The sequence below is a fragment of the Pseudomonas sp. TE6288 genome (assembly GCF_054062095.1).
The window spans coordinates 99,698-116,720 of record NZ_JBSSEW010000019.1; the positions used below are offsets into that span (position 1 = coordinate 99,698).

Annotated in this window: 16 protein-coding genes and 1 riboswitch; of the genes, 4 read left to right on the plus strand and 12 right to left on the minus strand. The window is 66.0% G+C overall.

Annotation, left to right across the window (positions count from 1 at the left end; genetic code table 11):
- Genes ACVWY1_RS20365 through cobO form a run of 6 tightly spaced genes read right to left on the minus strand, consistent with a single transcriptional unit; the run spans position 1 to position 5,892 of the window.
- The gene (locus ACVWY1_RS20365; RefSeq protein WP_457378684.1) at positions 1-1,455 is read right to left on the minus strand and encodes a cobyric acid synthase; all 1,455 of its coding nucleotides are present in this window, start codon (positions 1,453-1,455) and stop codon (positions 1-3) included.
- Positions 1,452-2,444: a threonine-phosphate decarboxylase CobD gene (cobD, locus tag ACVWY1_RS20370; protein WP_139673541.1), complete on the minus strand. Its 993-nt coding sequence runs from the start codon at positions 2,442-2,444 to the stop codon at positions 1,452-1,454. The genes ACVWY1_RS20365 and cobD overlap by 4 nt, the downstream gene beginning before the upstream one ends.
- Positions 2,437-3,345, minus strand: a complete 909-nt coding sequence (gene cbiB, locus ACVWY1_RS20375) for an adenosylcobinamide-phosphate synthase CbiB (RefSeq protein ID WP_102683633.1) — start codon at positions 3,343-3,345, stop codon at positions 2,437-2,439. Before cbiB ends, cobD begins: the two co-directional genes overlap by 8 nt.
- Positions 3,342-3,992: a 5,6-dimethylbenzimidazole synthase gene (gene bluB, locus ACVWY1_RS20380; protein ID WP_457378685.1), complete on the minus strand. Its 651-nt coding sequence runs from the start codon at positions 3,990-3,992 to the stop codon at positions 3,342-3,344. Before bluB ends, cbiB begins: the two co-directional genes overlap by 4 nt.
- Positions 3,989-5,284: a cobyrinate a,c-diamide synthase gene (locus tag ACVWY1_RS20385; protein WP_102683631.1), complete on the minus strand. Its 1,296-nt coding sequence runs from the start codon at positions 5,282-5,284 to the stop codon at positions 3,989-3,991. The genes bluB and ACVWY1_RS20385 overlap by 4 nt, the downstream gene beginning before the upstream one ends.
- Complete coding sequence (gene cobO, locus ACVWY1_RS20390; protein ID WP_046854540.1) at positions 5,281-5,892, minus strand: cob(I)yrinic acid a,c-diamide adenosyltransferase; 612 nt, start codon at positions 5,890-5,892, stop codon at positions 5,281-5,283. Before cobO ends, ACVWY1_RS20385 begins: the two co-directional genes overlap by 4 nt.
- 112 nt (positions 5,893-6,004) lie before the next feature.
- Positions 6,005-6,222, minus strand: a riboswitch (cobalamin riboswitch).
- Between the two features lie 149 nt (positions 6,223-6,371).
- On the opposite strand from cobO, the gene ACVWY1_RS20395 reads away from it, so the two are divergent.
- On the plus strand, positions 6,372-6,950 hold the full coding sequence (locus ACVWY1_RS20395) for a hypothetical protein (RefSeq protein WP_457378686.1): 579 nt from the start codon (positions 6,372-6,374) through the stop codon (positions 6,948-6,950).
- 6 nt (positions 6,951-6,956) lie between these two features.
- Here the strand turns inward: ACVWY1_RS20395 and ACVWY1_RS20400 are convergent, their stop codons facing one another.
- The 6 genes from ACVWY1_RS20400 to ACVWY1_RS20425 form a co-directional block, all read right to left on the minus strand.
- Positions 6,957-9,512, minus strand: coding sequence for a dermonecrotic toxin domain-containing protein (locus ACVWY1_RS20400; RefSeq protein WP_277505416.1), 2,556 nt, complete (start codon positions 9,510-9,512; stop codon positions 6,957-6,959).
- Between the two features lie 96 nt (positions 9,513-9,608).
- Entirely contained in the window at positions 9,609-10,142 is a 534-nt protein-coding gene (locus tag ACVWY1_RS20405) for a C40 family peptidase (RefSeq protein WP_102683628.1), read from the minus strand.
- A 145-nt stretch (positions 10,143-10,287) separates the two neighbouring features.
- The gene (locus ACVWY1_RS20410) at positions 10,288-10,923 is read right to left on the minus strand and encodes a C40 family peptidase (RefSeq protein ID WP_031314898.1); all 636 of its coding nucleotides are present in this window, start codon (positions 10,921-10,923) and stop codon (positions 10,288-10,290) included.
- 125 nt (positions 10,924-11,048) lie between these two features.
- Positions 11,049-11,753, minus strand: coding sequence for a DnaA regulatory inactivator Hda (hda, locus tag ACVWY1_RS20415; protein ID WP_031314897.1), 705 nt, complete (start codon positions 11,751-11,753; stop codon positions 11,049-11,051).
- 210 nt (positions 11,754-11,963) lie between these two features.
- On the minus strand, positions 11,964-13,037 hold the full coding sequence (locus ACVWY1_RS20420; protein ID WP_102683627.1) for an AI-2E family transporter: 1,074 nt from the start codon (positions 13,035-13,037) through the stop codon (positions 11,964-11,966).
- 12 nt (positions 13,038-13,049) lie between these two features.
- Positions 13,050-14,105, minus strand: coding sequence for a DUF2066 domain-containing protein (locus tag ACVWY1_RS20425; RefSeq protein ID WP_110701159.1), 1,056 nt, complete (start codon positions 14,103-14,105; stop codon positions 13,050-13,052).
- A gap of 342 nt (positions 14,106-14,447) precedes the next feature.
- On the opposite strand from ACVWY1_RS20425, the gene purM reads away from it, so the two are divergent.
- From purM to ACVWY1_RS20440, 3 genes are read left to right on the plus strand one after another with little or no spacing between them, the layout of a single operon-like run.
- A complete protein-coding gene (gene purM / locus ACVWY1_RS20430) occupies positions 14,448-15,506 on the plus strand; it encodes a phosphoribosylformylglycinamidine cyclo-ligase (protein WP_038706623.1) in 1,059 nt (352 codons plus the stop codon).
- On the plus strand, positions 15,506-16,159 hold the full coding sequence (purN, locus tag ACVWY1_RS20435) for a phosphoribosylglycinamide formyltransferase (RefSeq protein WP_102683624.1): 654 nt from the start codon (positions 15,506-15,508) through the stop codon (positions 16,157-16,159). The genes purM and purN overlap by 1 nt, the downstream gene beginning before the upstream one ends.
- An 8-nt stretch (positions 16,160-16,167) precedes the next feature.
- The gene (locus ACVWY1_RS20440) at positions 16,168-16,878 is read left to right on the plus strand and encodes a DUF3108 domain-containing protein (RefSeq protein ID WP_023630171.1); all 711 of its coding nucleotides are present in this window, start codon (positions 16,168-16,170) and stop codon (positions 16,876-16,878) included.
- Positions 16,879-17,023 lie beyond the last annotated feature (145 nt).

Here is a 17,023-nt window from a genome sequence, read left to right on the forward strand (position 1 = left end):
TCAGGCGACTCCACACAGTTCGCGCAGGCGCGCGGTGTCCAGGTGCTGCTCGACCAGATCGGCCAGGCGCTCGATATCGCGCTCGCGCAGGGTCTCGTAGTCGATGGTCTGCGCATCGGCCAGCCCGGCCCAGCGCAGCAGCGCGGCGCACGACTGGCTACCTTCGAAGAGGCCATGCAGGTAGGTGGCGAGGATCTGCCCGTCGGCGCTGATGGCGCCATCGGCACGGCCATCGGCCAGTTGCACTGCGGGGCGCTCCAGCGCCAACCCGCTGGTGACGCCGGCATGGATCTCATACCCCGCCACCGGGGCCTGCTCGAGATCGAGCGTGCCCGCCACATTACGCAACTGCTTCTCGGATTCCAGCACGGTGCTGTACGCCAGCAGGCCCAGGCCATCACTGGAGCCGGCCGGCCCCTCAAGGCCCAGGGGATCATGCACCTGCTCGCCGAGCATCTGCAGGCCACCGCAGATGCCGATGAGCTTGCCGCCATAACGCAAGTGCCGAGCGATGGCCGTGTCCCAGCCGCGCTCGCGCAGTTGCGCCAGGTCGCCGCGCACGCTCTTGGAGCCGGGCAGGATGATCAGGTCGGCAGGCGGAATCGGCTGGCCCGGGCCGATGAACTGCAGGTCCACCTGCGGATGCAGGCGCAGCGGGTCGAAGTCGGTGTGGTTGCTGATGCGCGGCAACACCGGGACGATCACCTTCAGCAGGCGCTCACTTTTTTCGCCCTGGCGCGTATCGATACCATCCTCGGCCTCCAGGTGCAGGTCGGTGACGTAGGGCAGCACACCCAACACCGGCTTGCCGGTGCGCTGCTCCAGCCAGTCCAGGCCAGGTTGCAACAAGGCGATGTCACCACGGAAACGGTTGATGACGAAGCCCTTGACCCGCGCCTGCTCGCTCGCCGACAGCAACTCCAGGGTGCCGACCAGATGGGCGAACACGCCGCCCCGGTTGATATCGGCCACCAGGACCACCGGGCAGTCGACCGCCTCGGCGAAGCCCATGTTGGCGATATCGCCGGCCCGCAGGTTGATCTCCGCCGGGGAACCAGCACCTTCGACCATCACCACCGGATAGGCTTCGCTCAGGCGCTCGTGGGAGGCCAACACCGCCTGCATGGCGATGGTCTTGTAGTCGTGATAGGCCACGGCGTTCATGCTGGTCACCGCCCGGCCATGGACGATCACCTGGGCGCCAGTGTCGCTGTTGGGCTTGAGCAGCACCGGGTTCATGTCGGTGTGCGGCGCCAGCCGGCAGGCCTGGGCCTGCACCGCCTGGGCGCGACCGATCTCGCCGCCGTCGGCGGTCACGGCGCTGTTGAGCGCCATGTTCTGTGGCTTGAACGGCACCACGGCGACGCCCTGGCGCAGCAGCCAGCGGCACAGGGCGGTGACCAGCGTGCTCTTGCCGGCATCGGAGGTGGTGCCTTGCACCATGAGGGTGGTCATGCCGATTCCTTGTGGTAGTCCGCCAGGGCCTGGGCCAGGCGTTGTTCGTCAGCCGCCGTGGCGGGCAGGCCGAAGCGCAGCGCGCACGGTCGCTCGAACAGCCGCACCAGGATGCCCCGGCGGGCAAGGTAGTCGTGCAGGTGCGTGGCGCGTTCGTCACGCACGTACTGGAACAGGTCGCAACCGCCGCTGGGTGGCAAGCCTGCGCCTTCGAGCAACCTGGCCAGGCGCTGGCTGGCCAGGGCGCACCGGGCAATCTGCGCCAGGTGCGTCGCCTCGTCGGCGAAGCACGCCTGCCCCAGTACGCGGGTCGGGCCACTGACGGTCCAGGGCCCGAGCGCCTCGGCCAGTTGCCGCAACACATCCGCCTCGGCGACGACGAAGCCCAGCCGCACGCCGGCCAAGCCGAAGAACTTGCCGAACGAGCGCAGCACGATCAGCCCGGGTTGTCCGGCCTGATCGACCACGCTGTGTGCGGGCGTGTTGTCCATGAAGGCTTCGTCCACCAACAACCAGCCACCCCGCGCAGCCAGACGCGCATGCCAGGCCAGCAGGCGTTCGCGGGGCACACGGCGACCGGTGGGGTTGTTGGGATTGACCAGCACCAGGACATCCAGGCTGTCGAGTACGTCCTCGACCTGGACCTCATCCAGCTCGACCAGCGCATGCCCCGCCCGCTCCCAGGCATGCGGATGTTCGGCATAGCATGGCGTCAGCACCCCGACCCGACCGGTCGGGCGCAGGTACGGCAAGGCCTGGATCGCCGCCTGGGAGCCAGCTACCGCCAGCAGCGGTTGCGCGCCATAGTAGCGCCGTGCAGCCGCCTCCAGGCCGTCCTCGGTCTCGGGCAGTCGAGCCCAGGCGTCCACGGGAATCGGCGGTATCGGGTAGGGCCAGGGTGCGATACCACTGGACAGGTCGAGCCACTGGTGCCGAGGGATCGCGTACTGTTTCACCGCCCGTAGCAGGCGGCCACCGTGCTCAAGCATTCAGGTAGGCTCCCACGCAGATCAATAGCACCCACAGCCACACACCACGCTGCACCAGGCTCCAGCCACGCTCGATGGCATCGGCGTCGGCCATCGGCCCCTCGCCCAGGCGCGGGCGTTCGTGCAGCTCGCCGTGATACACCGCCGGGCCGCCCAGCTCCACCCCCAGGGCTCCGGCCCCCGCCGCCATCACCGGGCCGGCGTTGGGGCTGTCCCACAGCGGCGCCTGCTTGCGCCAGCAGGCCAGGGCCAACCGGGTTTTGCCCAGCAGCGCATAGGTCAGCGCCACCAGCCTGGCGGGAATATAATTCAGCCCATCGTCGATGCGCGCCGCGCACCAGCCGAAGCGCTCGAAACGGTCGTTGCGATAGCCCCACATGGCATCCAGGGTATTGCTCAGGCGATACAGCACCACCCCAGGCGCCCCGGCCACGACGAACCAGAACAGCGCGGCGAATACCGCATCGCTGCCGTTCTCCAGCACCGACTCGGTGGCCGCCCGGGCCACGGCAGGTTCGTCCAGTTCACGGGTCTCGCGGCTGACCAGGTAACCGACGCGCCGCCGCGCCTCCTCCAGGTCGCCCTGGCGCAACGCCTGGGCCACCGGCAGCACATGCTCGCCGAGGCTGCGCAGGCCCAGGGCGCAGTACAGCGCCAGCACGTCCACCAGCCAGCCGATAGCGGGCAGCCAGGAAAGGATCAGCGCCAGCAAGGTCAGCGGCACCACCGCCAGGAACCAGGCCGTGACACCGTGGCTGCGCCAGCCCCGGCCACCGGCGTTGAAGCGCTGCTCCAGGCGCGCGGCAAGGTTGCCGAAGCCCACCAGCGGATGGCGCCGCCGCGGCTCACCCAGCAGTGCATCCAAGGCCACGCCGGCCACGGTCAGCAAGGCCACGCTCATGGGCATTCTCCCCAATGGTTCTCGTACAGCATGTCACTCAACGGCCGTTGCTCGGCCCAGTCTTCGAGCACCAGCATCGGCGCCGGGTAGAATTCGGTCACCGGCCCCAGGCACAGCACCGCCATGGGCTTTGCGCCTGCGGGCATACCGAGCAGCTCGGCCAGGGCCCGGGGTTCGAACAGCGACACCCAGCCCATGCCCAGCCCTTCGGCCCGCGCCGCCAGCCACAGGTTCTGGATGGCGCAGGCCAGCGAAGCCAGGTCCATCTCCGGCAGGGTGCGGCGGCCGAAGACATGCGCCTCGCGCTTGTCCATCAGCGCTGCCACCAGCACCTCGGCGCAGTCGTTGATGCCTTCGACCTTGAGCTTCATGAACTCATCGGAGCGTTCGCCCAGGGCTTCGGCGGTGCGCACCCGCTCCTCCTCCACCAAAGCCTGGATACGTTCGCGCAACTCACGCTGGCTGATACGAATGAAGCGCCAGGGCTGCATCAGGCCCACGCTGGGGGCCTGGTGAGCGGCGGCCAGCAGACGCCCCAGCAACTCGGGCGCCACCTCGCCGCCGGCAAAATGGCGCATGTCGCGGCGCTCGCCGATGGCCCGGTAGATCGCCGCGCGCTCAACGGCGCTGTACGCGTGTTCGCTCATGGTCGCAACAGCGCCGCCGCCGCATCGGGGTTGGACGGAAAATAGAAATGCACGTAGGAAGCGGTCAGCCGCCCCAGGCGGTAGACCGCCTCGTTGCCGCGTCCGCCATTGGGGCTCAGGCCACGGGCAATCGGTTCCAGCTCGGTGCTGGTCAGCGAATGGTGATAGGTGTGGCCGCGCAGGGTGCCTTCGGGCAACTCGACGGCCTGCAGGGCCAGGGCCGCCAGGCGCTTCTGCATGGTTGCCTCGCCCGGCAGCAGGCCTGCCAGCGATGCACGCACACCGGCCACATCGGTCAGTGCGTCGAGCAGGTAGAGCATGCCGCCACATTCGGCCAGCAGCGGCTTGCCCTCGGCGTGATGGCCACGGATCGCCCCCAGCATGGGAGCGTTGGCGGCCAGGGCCTGATGGTGCAACTCCGGGTAGCCGCCTGGCAGGTACAGGCTGTCTACATCAGGCAACTCCCGATCATGCAACGGCGAGAAGAATTCGAGCTGCGCGCCGAGGCTGCGCAGCAGGTCCAGGTTAGCGCCATAGGTGAAGGCGAAGGCTTCGTCGTGGGCCACCCCGATGCGCACCCCGGCAAGCGGCGTGGTTACGCCCAGCGGCTCAGGCCGGGCAAAACCGACCGGTGGCGGCAATGCGGCATCGCAGCTGGCACCGAGCGCTTCGGCGGCGGCATCCAGGCGCGCGTCCAGGTCGTTGAGTTCACTGGCCTGGACCAGGCCCAGGTGGCGGCTGGGCAGCTCGATGCCACGCTCGCGGGACAAGCCGCCGTACCAGCGCAGGCCTTCGGTGAGACTGCCTTCGAGCAACTGCGCATGGCGCAGGCTGCCAACCCGGTTGGCCAGCACTCCGGCGAACGGCAGGTCGGGCTGGTAGCGCGCCAGGCCCAGGGCCAGGGCGCCGAAGGTCTGGGCCATGGCCGTGCCATCGATCACCGCCAGCACCGGCACGCCGAAATGGCGGGCCAGGTCGGCGCTCGACGGCGTGCCGTCGAACAGCCCCATCACGCCTTCGATCAGGATCAGGTCGGCCTCGCCCGCTGCTTCCCACAGCAGGCGACGACTCTCCTCGGCACCGATCATCCACAAGTCCAGCTGGTAGACCGGCGCACCGCTGGCGCGCTCGAGGATCATCGGGTCGAGAAAGTCAGGCCCGCACTTGAACACCCGCACCTTGCGCCCGAGGTTGCGGTGCAGGCGGGCCAGGGCGGCGGTGACCGTGGTCTTGCCCTGGCCCGAGGCCGGGGCAGCGATCAGCACGGCAGGGCATTGGCGCGAGTCACTCACAGCTCGACGCCCTTCTGTGCGCGGATACCGGCCTGGAAGGCGTGCTTGAGCATGCCCATCTCGGTGACGGTGTCGGCCAGTTCGATCATTTCGGGCTTGGCCGCGCGGCCGGTGACGATCACATGCTGCATCGGTGGGCGGGCCTGGATGTCCGATAGCACCTGGTCGAGGTCGAGGTAGCCATGCTTGAGGGCGATGTTCAGCTCATCGAGCACCACGAACTGGATCGACGGATCCTGCAGCAACTGGCGCGATACCGCCCAGGCCGCTTCGGCAGCGGCGATGTCGCGCTGGCGGTCCTGGGTCTCCCAGGTGAAGCCCTCGCCCATCACGTGATAGCGCACCTGCTCGGGGAAGCGGCGGAAGAACAGCTCTTCACCGGTGCTGTTGCGGCCCTTGATGAACTGCACCACGCCGCACTGCATGCCATGGCCCAGGGCCCGGGCGAGCATGCCGAAAGCCGAGCTGCTCTTGCCCTTGCCATTGCCGGTCAGTACCAGCAGCAGGCCGCATTCGTTGGGGGAATTGGCGATGCGCTCGTCGATGATCGCCTTCTTGCGCAGCATGCGCGCCAGGTGACGTTCGTCGCGTTCGGTGGATTCGCTCATCAGGGGTCTCCGCAGGCTGTCGCCGGTTGGCGACAGGGAAAAGGCGGGCAGACGGAGAACGCGCAGGGGCCGTGGCCCCAGGCCACATCGCACCGCACATCACCCTCCGTGATGCCGTTGGCAGTGACAGGCCGGTCTCCGGGCTCGTGAGCGGGCCATGCCCGGACGACGCGCCTTCCCGGATACCTGTACCCAGTGGCCATGCGCCGCCTTCTACTCACCTACCGTTGCGGGGGCAGCGCCGGATTCGCGCCTGCTGGCGCCCACCGGCTTCCCAGTTTCACCCTGCCGAACCTCGGTTCGCCGGGCACCTGAAACACGCCGCGAAGGTTAGAGGGTTGCACCGGGAGCGTCAATCGAACGAGGACCGATCTGGCCTGGATCAATGGCCGATCCGCCAGCTTGTGCCACACTGAAAGCAGTGATATCACATAGCCACCATTTCGGCTGACCTCGATCACAAATACAAGGAGCGCAGCATGCAAGGCCTGATCATCAATAACCCGCGCCTGGAATTCCTACGCTCGGCCCTGGAACGCTGGGTCGACTGCATCGACCGCTTCAACCAGTTCCAGGGCGACAACGAAGCCCCTTACTGGCACGGTGCAGCCGCCAATGCCGGGCTGCTCGCAGCCGCCGCCTGGCAGGCCGAGCTGGTGGCGCTGCAGCAGTACACGAGCAAGAAGCAGCGCGACGAAGGCGAACGCGAAGCCCGTGGCGACCTGGCCATCAGCAGCGCCGAGGAATCGATCCACCTGCACACCAGCCAGCGCTGGCCACGCATTGCCCGTCTCGACCTGGCGTCGGCGCTGCAGGAAAGCGCCATCCAGGCCAAGGCGATCGCCTACGCCAGCCAGCTCAAGGCCGGGGCGTTGTTCGTCACCCCGTGGAAGGCCGGCCAGCACGCCAGCCCCGAGGAGCTGCAGGACCTGGTCGATGACCTGCAGAAGCACACCGCCTGTGCGATCGCCTGGTACTTCCCTTATGCCTATCGCAAGCTGCACAACGAGCTGGGCCAGTACTTCCCGGGGGTGGCCTTGCTGCTCAAGCAGGCCTGAGGCCGATCAGTCCTCGAAGAAACGGCTGGCCAACTGCTGGTTGCCGAGGCGCATGGCATAGGCCGTCAGGTCGAACACCTCGCCGGTGCGCAGATCATGCAATGGCCCGCTGGCAGGCCGGGCAATCTCCCTGAGGGTGACATGGACAAAGTGGTAGTCGGCGCCCTCCACTTCACACAACGCCTCGATACGAAAGCAGCTTCCCGGCAAGAACAACGTTTCCGCTTCGTCCGGCAGGCTGGAAAACGACGAGATCTGTACGCCTCGCTGATAGTGGCCAGTTGGCAATTCGAACACTACCGAAGTGTCGTCGAACAGCCCGGCGCGCCCGCCCGGAGCAGGCTGCTCGGTATCGGCGGCAAAACGACGGACGATATAAGGGTTTTCAGTGAACGAGGCCAGATCCGTATTGACCAGCACATCGCCGACCTTCAACTGGCCGCTCCGAAAGTGCTGACCGCTGGTGCCGCGCCCGCCGTGCCCGCCCCGATACAGCGGAACAACATTGTCCCTGGGTAACTCGACCATCGAATCGGCGAGCTTGTTGATGTAGTCGACCTCGTCGCCGTGATCGAATTCCCGCCTGCCCTCGCGCAGATAGTCATTGATACGTGAATCTTCCTCGGTATAGGTGTAGATGAGGTCGTTGCGGTAGTGACCGCCTTCCCGATAGGTGTATTCCGGCTCGCCATTGACAAAAATGTGGCAGAAGCCGTCGTCATCCTGGCTGCTGCCTTCGTCCTCGCCCAACTGCGGAATATCCTGTTCGGCAAGCACGGCGCGATGGCGCGCCAGGGCAGCATTGGACATATCCACGCTGCGCTGGCCATCGGTGCGCATGTACTCGTCCCAGAACGGCGAACCCTGCCGTTCCAGACCGGCTGCCAGCGGCGGATTGCCGCCCACCAGCCGTGGCCGCTGCAGCAGCTCCCACTGGCCACCCGCCGACAGGCGCACCGGCCGCAGCGGTACATAGGCAAACGGGTTGTCTGGCGGCACGATCAGCCAATGACCGAGGTCCGTGCTGTAGCGCACCCGGTACGGCATGCCTTGCAACTCGATCCAGGTCTGCCCATCGCCGCCCAGGGTGATCCCGCGCAGCAAACCAGGCCCCTGCAGCGGATCGATCAGCACCTGGTTGGCGACACGGGCCTCGAGCACGCCCGCCCCCTGACTGCCGGCACGGGTCCAGGAGCTGAGCGAAACCCCGGTTTCATGGAAAGGCGCCACGTACGACAGCGATGCAAAGCTGCTGCCGAAGCCGACCTCGACCATGCCCAGTGCCGAGAACAGGCTGTCGAGTATCGCAGCCCGCAGCGCAGCTTTGCGGCTTTTGGCGTCCGAGGCATGCACGGCCGCATCCACGTCCAGCGCGGTCCGGCCCAGCGACGCGCCCAGCAACACCAAGGTAGCGGGCCATCCCAACGGCGCGAAGCCGCCAAACACCTGCAGGAAAGCGCCGAGGTAACCGCGCCACATGGCTTTGCGCAACTCGCTATTGCTGATCATGCGTTCAGCACTGCGCTGCATGTCCTCCCGGGCCCTTTCGCTCAGCCAAGTAAAGAAGTCGCCCGGCAGCGGCCTTGCCGATGCGTCGAGCAAAGCCAAGGCCTCGTTGGCATCGGTCGCCGCCGCCAGCGCAGCCAATGCTTCGCCAACCGCTGCCGCTTGCGCCTGGTCATGCGGATCGGCAGCGAGGGCGCGCTGGTACGCCGCGCGCTGACGCCCCTCCTGCAACTCCCCGCGCAACCACCCAGCCAACGCCACCGGCGAATCGAACCCTCGCAGAGCCTGCTCCATCCAGGGCAAGTACAGCAGCACATGGCCATTGGGCAGATGCAGGCAGCACAGCGCCGCCCGTTCGCTCGCACCCAGGGCATAGTGCAGCGCCGGGAGGGTCGTAGCGGTTTGACGACGCAGCGCTTGCACGGTGCTCTGCACATCCGCGTTCAGCCACTGCGGTGCCACGCTCTGGCGCAGGCTTGCAGCATCCGCGGCGTCGACACGACCGGCCTTGCCTGCCAGCTCCAGCTGCGCCAGCAGGTTGACCTTGGCCAAAACGCGAAAATTATCGGCATGTCGCGTCCAGAACAGGGTGACTTGTTCGCGGTGTCGCGCCCCCAGGTCCAGCGCCCACAGGTCTGCCTGAACATCCTTGCCGAGCATCGGCACTTCGTTGCGCTCGTCGTACGCACCGCCATGCGGGCCCTGGTGATAGAAGCCGCCGTAGACATCTAGTTCATCGCCAGCATCCTGGAATGGCAGGTCAAAGCGTTGAATCAGCAACTGCACCAGGCTGATGGATTTGCCGGGCGGGCCGTTGTGCGCCCAGCCGCTGAAGCTACGGCTGTTGCTATGGGACTGGTTGAACTGATGCCACCACACCCGCTCGGGATCCAGCGGTTTACCGGTGTGCTTGCGCAGCAGCGCACGGGCATGACGACGCGCCAGCAGGTAGGGTTCGGGGTAGTCACGCAGAACGTCGTCGGCCAACCGGGCGAGGGCATGCCCGAGGCCAAGAACCTGCAGATTATGTTGCGTGATTTGCGCTAGGGTACTCATGTTCGATTCCTGGTTCATTGGAATCGAACATGGTCATCGACACCGCGAAAAGCGTGCGTTAGATAGGTCTAGCCTGGCCCGGCGGCGGCCATGGCGTCAGGGATTTTGCGCCAGATGCCCCGGCGGCAGTACCCGCTTGGCCTGGAGGTAGGCCTTGGCCCAGTAGCTGTTCGACAAGTAGTCGAGGCGCACGGTGCCACCGGTGGACGGTGCATGCACGAAGCGCCCCTCACCCACATAGATCCCGGCATGACTGACCTGCGAGCCGCCACTGGTGGCGAAGAACACCAGGTCGCCGGACTGCAGCGCATCGAGGTCCACGTTCGGCGCACGCATGACGATCATGTCGCGGGTGGTGCGCGGCAGGCTGATGCCAGCGGCGTCACGGTACACGTAGCCAATCAGGCCGCTGCAATCAAAGCCCGAGTCCGGGGTATTGCCACCCCAGCGATAGGGCGTGCCCACCAGGCCGATGGCGCGGAACAGCACATCGTCCGCCGCAGGCGACGAGGGCGATGGGTTGAACACCATTGGGGCCTTGGCCATCGGTGCCGGAGCGGGTGCACGGCTGGAGCAGGCCGCGAGCAGGGCCACGAGGGAGAAGAATGCGAAGCGCGCCAACATCGCCATGATGTAAACGTCCTGTCGGAGAGCCCCGGCCATGGCCGAAGGTAAAAAGAGTTGAGAATTTAGATTAGACGCTTTCTGTAAATGCGCACGGCGGCGAGCTTTTCAGCTACGCCGCCGTGGCAGGGTACAGCATTTTGATATCAATTCAATTGCGCGAGATCGTGGTCGGCGCCATGGCGAGCGCGCGTTTGGCCTCGATGAAGGTCTTGCTCCAGTAGCGATCGCCCAGGCTGTCGATGCGCACACCACCGCTGCGGCGGCTGCTGGAATGGATGAACTGGTTGTCACCCAGGTAGATGCCGGCGTGGCTGACGCGACCACGACCGTTGGTGCTGAAGAACAGCAGGTCGCCGGGCTTGAGCTTGTTGCGCGCGACTTTCGGTGCGTCGACGTTGATCATCTCGCGGGTCGAGCGCGGCAGGTTCATGCCGGCCTCTTCGCGGAACAGGTAGCCGATGAAACCGCTGCAGTCGAAGCCGGACTTCTCGGAGGTGCCACCGAAGCGGTAGCGGGTACCGATCAGCGCCATGCCGCGTTCGAGAATGCTGTCGGCCAGCACGGGCAACTGGTACGGCTTGCTGTTGCTGGAAAATGCCTCGAGGTCATCTTCGCTGGCCAGCTCTTCCTCGGTGAATACGGAAGAAGCTGAAGCCTTGGCCTTGACCGATTGCTCGGTGGCCATGCGTTGATCCTGCGAAGGCGCGACCGGGCCGGTGGAGGCACAGCCGTAAAGAAGGGTGACAAGTGCAAGTGGCACGAGGGGTGCGAAGCGCTTCAGCATGGGCACGACCGTGTCTGTAGTCCTTTAGAAGGGGGAAACTATGCCTTCTATCGGACCCATTTGCAAATTTTATCGAAAAACATGTGACTTTTCCGTTTCGACGCTCTGGCACCGTGTTTTCAGCGCTACCAGCCGAGGGTTTCCTTGAGGAAGGGAATGGTCAGCTTGCGCTGGGCCTGCAAGGAAGCCTGGTCGAGACGTTCGAGCAGGTCGAACAGCGCGCTCATGCTGCGCGTGCCACGGGTGAGGATGAAGTGGCCGACTTCGTCGGTCAGGTGCAGGCCGCGACGCGAAGCGCGCAGTTGCAGGGCGCGCAGCTTGTCCTCGTCGGACATCCCGCGCATCTGGAAGATCAGCGCCAGGGTCAGCCGCGACTTGAGGTCGGCCAGCTTGATCGGCAGCTCCCGCGGCGAGCTGGAGGCTGCCAGCAGCAGGCGCCGGCCACTGTCGCGCAAGCGGTTGAACAGGTGGAACATGGCCTCTTCCCAGTCGGCCTTGCCCGCGATCACGTGCAGGTCATCGATGCATACCAGCTCGTATTGCTCGAGATGGTCGAGCAGTTCGACGCCACGCTCGAGCAATTGCGCCAGGGGCAGGTACACGGCGGGCTCGCCCAGTTGCTGGAAACGGTGGGTGGCGGCCTGCAACAGGTGGGTACGGCCCACGCCCTGCTTGCCCCACAGGTAGATGAGGCTTTCGGTCCAGCCGGCGTCGGCTTCGCAGAGCCGCTCGACATAGCCCAGTGCCGCGGCATTGGCGCCGGGGTAGTAGTTGATGAAGGTGGCGTCGTCGCGCAGACGCACACCCAGGGGCAACTGGATCGGTTTCATGCTCGCGGGCGGTCGCGGGGACCACAGGGGGCCTTTGATGAACAGTGTGCAAAGTCTATACCCGCAACGCGGACGGCACAATCCGGCAGGGGAATAGCACAAGTAAAATCAAGCAGTTGCGTTTAATGTAAGCACATCGCGGGGCAAGCCCGCTCCCACCCCCGGGTGTTCCAGACTCCAGGCATGGGAGCGGGCTTGCCCCGCGATCGCTCACAGATCCGGGTCTACTTCCCCGGCGTACATGTCCGATTCCTTGTACAGGTCATGGACATGGCGCAGCAACACCATGATCACCGCCGCCACCGGCAGTGCCAGCAGCACCCCGGTAAAGCCGAACAGCTCACCGCCAGCCAGGATCGCGAAGATCACCGCCACCGGATGCAGGCCGATGCGATCGCCCACCAGCAGCGGCGTCAGCACCATGCCCTCCAGCGCCTGCCCGACCATGAACACCGCGACGATACCGAGCATGGGGTAGAGGTCGCCGCCGAACTGGAACAACCCGGCGACCAGCGCCGCGCCGATGCCGATGATGAAGCCCATGTATGGCACGATCGCCGCCAGCCCCGCCAGCATGCCGATCAGCAGGCCCAGCTCCAGGCCCACCAGCATCAGCCCCGAGGAATAGATGACGCCCAACGCCAGCATCACCAGCAGTTGCCCGCGCACGAACGCCCCCAGCACCTCGTGGCACTCGCCGGCCAGCCCCACCACCTGCGGCTCGCGCTGGCGCGGCAGCAGGCTGCGCAGCTTGGCCATCATCAGGTCCCAGTCACGCAGCAGGTAGAAGCCCACCACCGGGATCAGCACCAGGTTGGCCAGCCAGCCGATCAGCGCCAGGCTCGAGGCGGTGGCCTGGGACAGCAGCACGCCGACGATGTCGGTGGTCTGGCCCATGTGCTCGCCGATCGCGGCCTTGATCTTGTCGAACTTCCAGAAGCCGTCGGCCAAGCCCAGGCGGCTCTGCACCCAGGGCAGCGCCACGTGCTGCAGCCAGTCGAGCATCTGCGGCGCCAGCTCGTACAGGCGCAGCAACTGCTTGGCCAGCATCGGCACCAGCACCAGCAACAAGGCCAGGAAGATCAGGGTGAACAGGCTGAACACCACCACCACGCCCCAGGTGCGCGACAGCCCGAGCCGCTCCAGGCGATCGACCAGCGGGTCGGCCAGGTAGGCCAGCAGGATGCCCACCAGGAACGGTGAGAGGATGTTGTGCAGGAAGTACAGCAGCACGGCGATCACCAAGGCCGCGCCCACCCAGACCCAACGACGCATGTCAGTCATTTGCGCCACTCCTTACCAGCGAAAGCGCAAGCCGTCGAACGGCGTTGCGGCAGTGGTGGGCGGCGTTGTGCCGGTATCGCCCTGCGCGCTCGGCGCAGGCGTGGCGGCTGCAGGCTCGGCAGGCAGCTCCTGCAGCTTGGCCAGGCCCAGCTGGGCGCGCAATTGCTCGCGATTGCCGCTGACCCGGTAGGTCAAGGTGCCGCCTTCGGCCATCTGCAAACGGGCGCCATAAGGCTCCAGTACCCGGCTCAGTTCGGCGTAACGCTGCAGGTTCATCCCCTGCACCTGTACCTGCAGGTCGCTGCTGGCGCCTGGCCGCGTGACATAACGCGGCGCCAGGCGGTTGCTCACCGCCAGCAGCACCGCATCGGCCAGGGCCGCCTGATCGCTGCCCTCGGCATTGCCCTGTTCACGCTGGTCGCCCAGCCACAACTGCCACTTGCCCTGCCACTTGCCGTCGGCCTCATGGGCGTGCACCGCCAGCAAGGCATCGGCGCCATAGCGCTCGGACGCCTCGCGCAGCGGCGCGGGGTCGTTACCCTCGAGCAGCTTGGCATTGGCCACCAGTTGCTCCTGCAGATCGGCCAATGGCAGGCGCAGGGGCAGGCCGCGATGCTGGGCTGCACGGCGCAATGGCTCAGCGGCGCCCTGGCCATCGCCGACCAGGCTGCTGCCCTCGACACTGTCGTTCAGCCACCAGCCCAGGACCGACGGCCGGTTGCTGCCCCACAATGCCAGCCCGGCCTGGCGCAGGGCGCGCTCGGTGCTGCCGGGGTCGAACTCGACCAGCACCGACTCCGGTGGGCCTGCCTCGGTGCCGACCTGGTTGATGATCTGTTGCGGGTCCTTGCGCAGCGCGGCCAGCGCCGGATTCTGCGCGGCCTTGGGGTCGCCGGTCAGGCGCAGCACCAGGGTATCGAGCGCCTTGCCGGTCGCCTGGGCGCGGGCCTCGCTGCCCTGCCCTTCGACGGGCTCGCGAACCTGATACAGGCCCGAGACGGTTTCGGCCTGCGCGAGGGTGCCGGCCACAGCGAGGCAGGCGCCAGCAAGGAAATTGAGAAGACGCATTGAGGATTCCTGTCCAGATGACCTTGGGGCGACGCGCCCTTGCCTGTGGGCTGAGACCGCGCCACGCCGGAAAATGCTCCGCCGTGCCGCGCCTTTGCGCACGTCGCCATGCCTATACCTTATACAGGCGCCGACGCGGCAACCAGTCGCACAGGGTGAAACAGCGTTTTTTGCCCAGATTTCCCGCCTGCCCGTCGGCCTGAGGATGGCCGCCTTGGGGCAACCCTGATAAAATCGCGCGCCTTCGCAGACCAGTGACGTACAGGCAGCCGCCGTTTCTGAAAGTGGCCTTGGCCGTCCCGGTCGTTTTTCTGAATCCCTCCCTCCTAAAGGCCTGGATCAATGAGCAAGCAACCCTCCCTGAGCTACAAAGACGCCGGTGTAGACATCGACGCCGGCGAAGCACTGGTCGAACGCATCAAGGGCGTCGCCAAGCGCACCGCACGCCCTGAAGTCATGGGTGGCCTGGGCGGCTTCGGCGCCCTCTGCGAGATCCCGGCCGGCTACAAGCAGCCGGTGCTGGTCTCCGGCACCGACGGCGTCGGCACCAAGCTGCGCCTGGCGCTGAACCTGAACAAGCACGACAGCATCGGCCAGGATCTGGTCGCCATGTGCGTCAACGACCTGGTGGTGTGCGGCGCCGAGCCGCTGTTCTTCCTCGACTACTACGCCACCGGCAAGCTCAACGTCGACGTGGCCGCCACCGTGGTCACCGGCATCGGCGCCGGTTGCGAACTGGCCGGCTGCTCGCTGGTAGGTGGTGAAACCGCCGAGATGCCAGGCATGTACGAAGGTGAAGACTACGACCTGGCCGGTTTCTGCGTCGGCGTGGTGGAAAAGGCCGAGATCATCGACGGCTCGAAAGTGGTCACCGGCGACGCCCTGATCGCCCTGCCGTCCTCCGGCCCGCACTCCAACGGCTACTCGCTGATCCGCAAGATCCTCGAAGTGTCCGGCACCGACATCGACAACACCCAGCTCGACGGCAAGCCGCTGGCCGACCTGCTGATGGCGCCGACCCGCATCTACGTCAAGCCCCTGCTGCAGCTGATCAAACAGACCGGCGCGGTCAAGGCCATGGCTCACATCACCGGCGGCGGCCTGCTGGACAACATCCCGCGCGTGCTGCCAAAAGGCGCCCAGGCCGTGGTCGACGTGGCCAGCTGGCAGCGCCCGGTGGTGTTCGACTTCCTGCAGGAAAAAGGCAACGTCGACGAACATGAAATGCACCGCGTGCTGAACTGCGGCGTGGGCATGGTCATCTGCGTCGCCCAGGACCAGGTCGACAACGCCCTGAACGTGCTGCGCGCCGCCGGCGAGCAGCCGTGGGTCATCGGCCAGATCGCCGAGGCCGCCGAAGGCGCCGCCCAGGTCGAGCTCAAGAATCTCAAGGCACACTGATGCCGGGCAAGACCTGCAACGTCGTGGTACTGCTGTCGGGCTCCGGCAGCAACCTGCAAGCGCTGATCGACAGCAACAGCGCCAGCAACGGCCCAGTACGCATCCGCGCGGTGATTTCCAACCGCGCCGATGCCTACGGCCTGGAACGCGCCAAGGCAGCCGGTATCGACACCGCGGTGCTCGCGCACACCGGCTTCGACGGTCGCGAAGCCTTCGATGCGGCGCTGATGGCGCTGATCGACGGCTTCGCACCCGACCTGGTGGTGCTGGCTGGCTTCATGCGCATCTTGAGTGGCGGCTTCGTGCGCCACTATCAAGGCCGCCTGCTCAACATACATCCGTCACTGTTGCCCAAGTATAAAGGGCTGCACACCCACCAGCGTGCGCTGGAGGCTGGCGATGCCGAGCACGGCTGCAGCGTGCACTTCGTCACCGAGGAACTCGATGGCGGGCCTCTGGTCGTACAGGCTGTGGTGCCGGTTGCAGCGGATGACAGCGCGCAGACGCTTGCCCAGCGCGTGCACCTGCAGGAACACCAGATCTACCCGCTGGCGGTGCGCTGGTTCGCCGAAGGACGCTTGCGTCTGGGCGAGCACGGTGCATTACTGGATGGCCAGCCGCTGGCGGCCAGCGGTCACTTGATTCGATCCTAGGAGAATTTATGCGTCGCGCCCTGCTCTTGGCTCTCGCCGTGCTCGCCCTGCCCCTCCAGGCAGCTGATCTGAAGCCTTTCGCAGCCAGCTACACGGCTGACTGGAAGCAGCTGCCCATGAGCGGCACTGCCGAGCGCAGCCTGGTGAAGAACGCCAACGGTACTTGGGACCTTAATTTCAAGGCCTCCATGATGATCGCCAGCCTGACCGAGCAAAGCACCCTCAAGCTCGACAACGACACCTTGCTGCCGCAGAAGTACCACTTCGAACGCGGCGGCCTGGGCAAGGCGAAGAAAGTCGACCTCACCTTCGACTGGACCGGCAAGAAGGTGACTGGCAGCGACCGTGGCGACGCGATCAGCCTGCCGCTCAACCGTGGCGTGCTGGACAAGTCGTCCTATCAACTGGCGCTGCAGCATGACGTGGCCGCCGGCAAGAAAAGCATGACCTACCAGGTGGTCGACGGTGATGAGATCGACACCTACGACTTCCGCGTGCTGGGCACCGAGAAAGTGGCCACCAAGACTGGCCAGGTCGACGCGGTCAAGGTCGAGCGCGTGCGCGACCCTAGCCAGAGCAAGCGCATCACCGAGCTGTGGTTCGCCAAGGACTGGGACTACCTGCTGGTGCAACTGCGCCAGGTCGAGACCGATGGCAAGGAATACGTGATCGTGCTGCAGGATGGCACGGTGGACGGCAAGGCGGTCAAAGGCAACTGATAGCGCTGCCTGCAATACCCGAAGCCCCGCCTTGTGCGGGGCTTCTTTTTGGTTCTTCACGGATTGCCGGGAAAGTCATACTTGATCTTCATGAAAAAGAATTCGCTGTCCCGGTAGCCGTAAGCCATCCGCTTGATCACCTTGA

Excerpts from the sequence above, each read along its gene's own strand:
- ACVWY1_RS20365 (WP_457378684.1), bottom strand. The coding sequence starts at position 1,455 with ATGACCACCCTCATGGTGCAAGGCACCACCTCCGATGCCGGCAAGAGC.
- cobD (WP_139673541.1), bottom strand. The coding sequence starts at position 2,444 with ATGCTTGAGCACGGTGGCCGCCTGCTACGGGCGGTGAAACAGTACGCG.
- cbiB (WP_102683633.1), bottom strand. The coding sequence starts at position 3,345 with ATGAGCGTGGCCTTGCTGACCGTGGCCGGCGTGGCCTTGGATGCACTG.
- bluB (WP_457378685.1), bottom strand. The coding sequence starts at position 3,992 with ATGAGCGAACACGCGTACAGCGCCGTTGAGCGCGCGGCGATCTACCGG.
- cobO (WP_046854540.1), bottom strand. The coding sequence starts at position 5,892 with ATGAGCGAATCCACCGAACGCGACGAACGTCACCTGGCGCGCATGCTG.
- ACVWY1_RS20395 (WP_457378686.1), top strand. The coding sequence starts at position 6,372 with ATGCAAGGCCTGATCATCAATAACCCGCGCCTGGAATTCCTACGCTCG.
- ACVWY1_RS20400 (WP_277505416.1), bottom strand. The coding sequence starts at position 9,512 with ATGAGTACCCTAGCGCAAATCACGCAACATAATCTGCAGGTTCTTGGC.
- ACVWY1_RS20405 (WP_102683628.1), bottom strand. The coding sequence starts at position 10,142 with ATGGCGATGTTGGCGCGCTTCGCATTCTTCTCCCTCGTGGCCCTGCTC.
- ACVWY1_RS20410 (WP_031314898.1), bottom strand. The coding sequence starts at position 10,923 with ATGCTGAAGCGCTTCGCACCCCTCGTGCCACTTGCACTTGTCACCCTT.
- hda (WP_031314897.1), bottom strand. The coding sequence starts at position 11,753 with ATGAAACCGATCCAGTTGCCCCTGGGTGTGCGTCTGCGCGACGACGCC.
- ACVWY1_RS20420 (WP_102683627.1), bottom strand. The coding sequence starts at position 13,037 with ATGACTGACATGCGTCGTTGGGTCTGGGTGGGCGCGGCCTTGGTGATC.
- ACVWY1_RS20425 (WP_110701159.1), bottom strand. The coding sequence starts at position 14,105 with ATGCGTCTTCTCAATTTCCTTGCTGGCGCCTGCCTCGCTGTGGCCGGC.
- purM (WP_038706623.1), top strand. The coding sequence starts at position 14,448 with ATGAGCAAGCAACCCTCCCTGAGCTACAAAGACGCCGGTGTAGACATC.
- purN (WP_102683624.1), top strand. The coding sequence starts at position 15,506 with ATGCCGGGCAAGACCTGCAACGTCGTGGTACTGCTGTCGGGCTCCGGC.
- ACVWY1_RS20440 (WP_023630171.1), top strand. The coding sequence starts at position 16,168 with ATGCGTCGCGCCCTGCTCTTGGCTCTCGCCGTGCTCGCCCTGCCCCTC.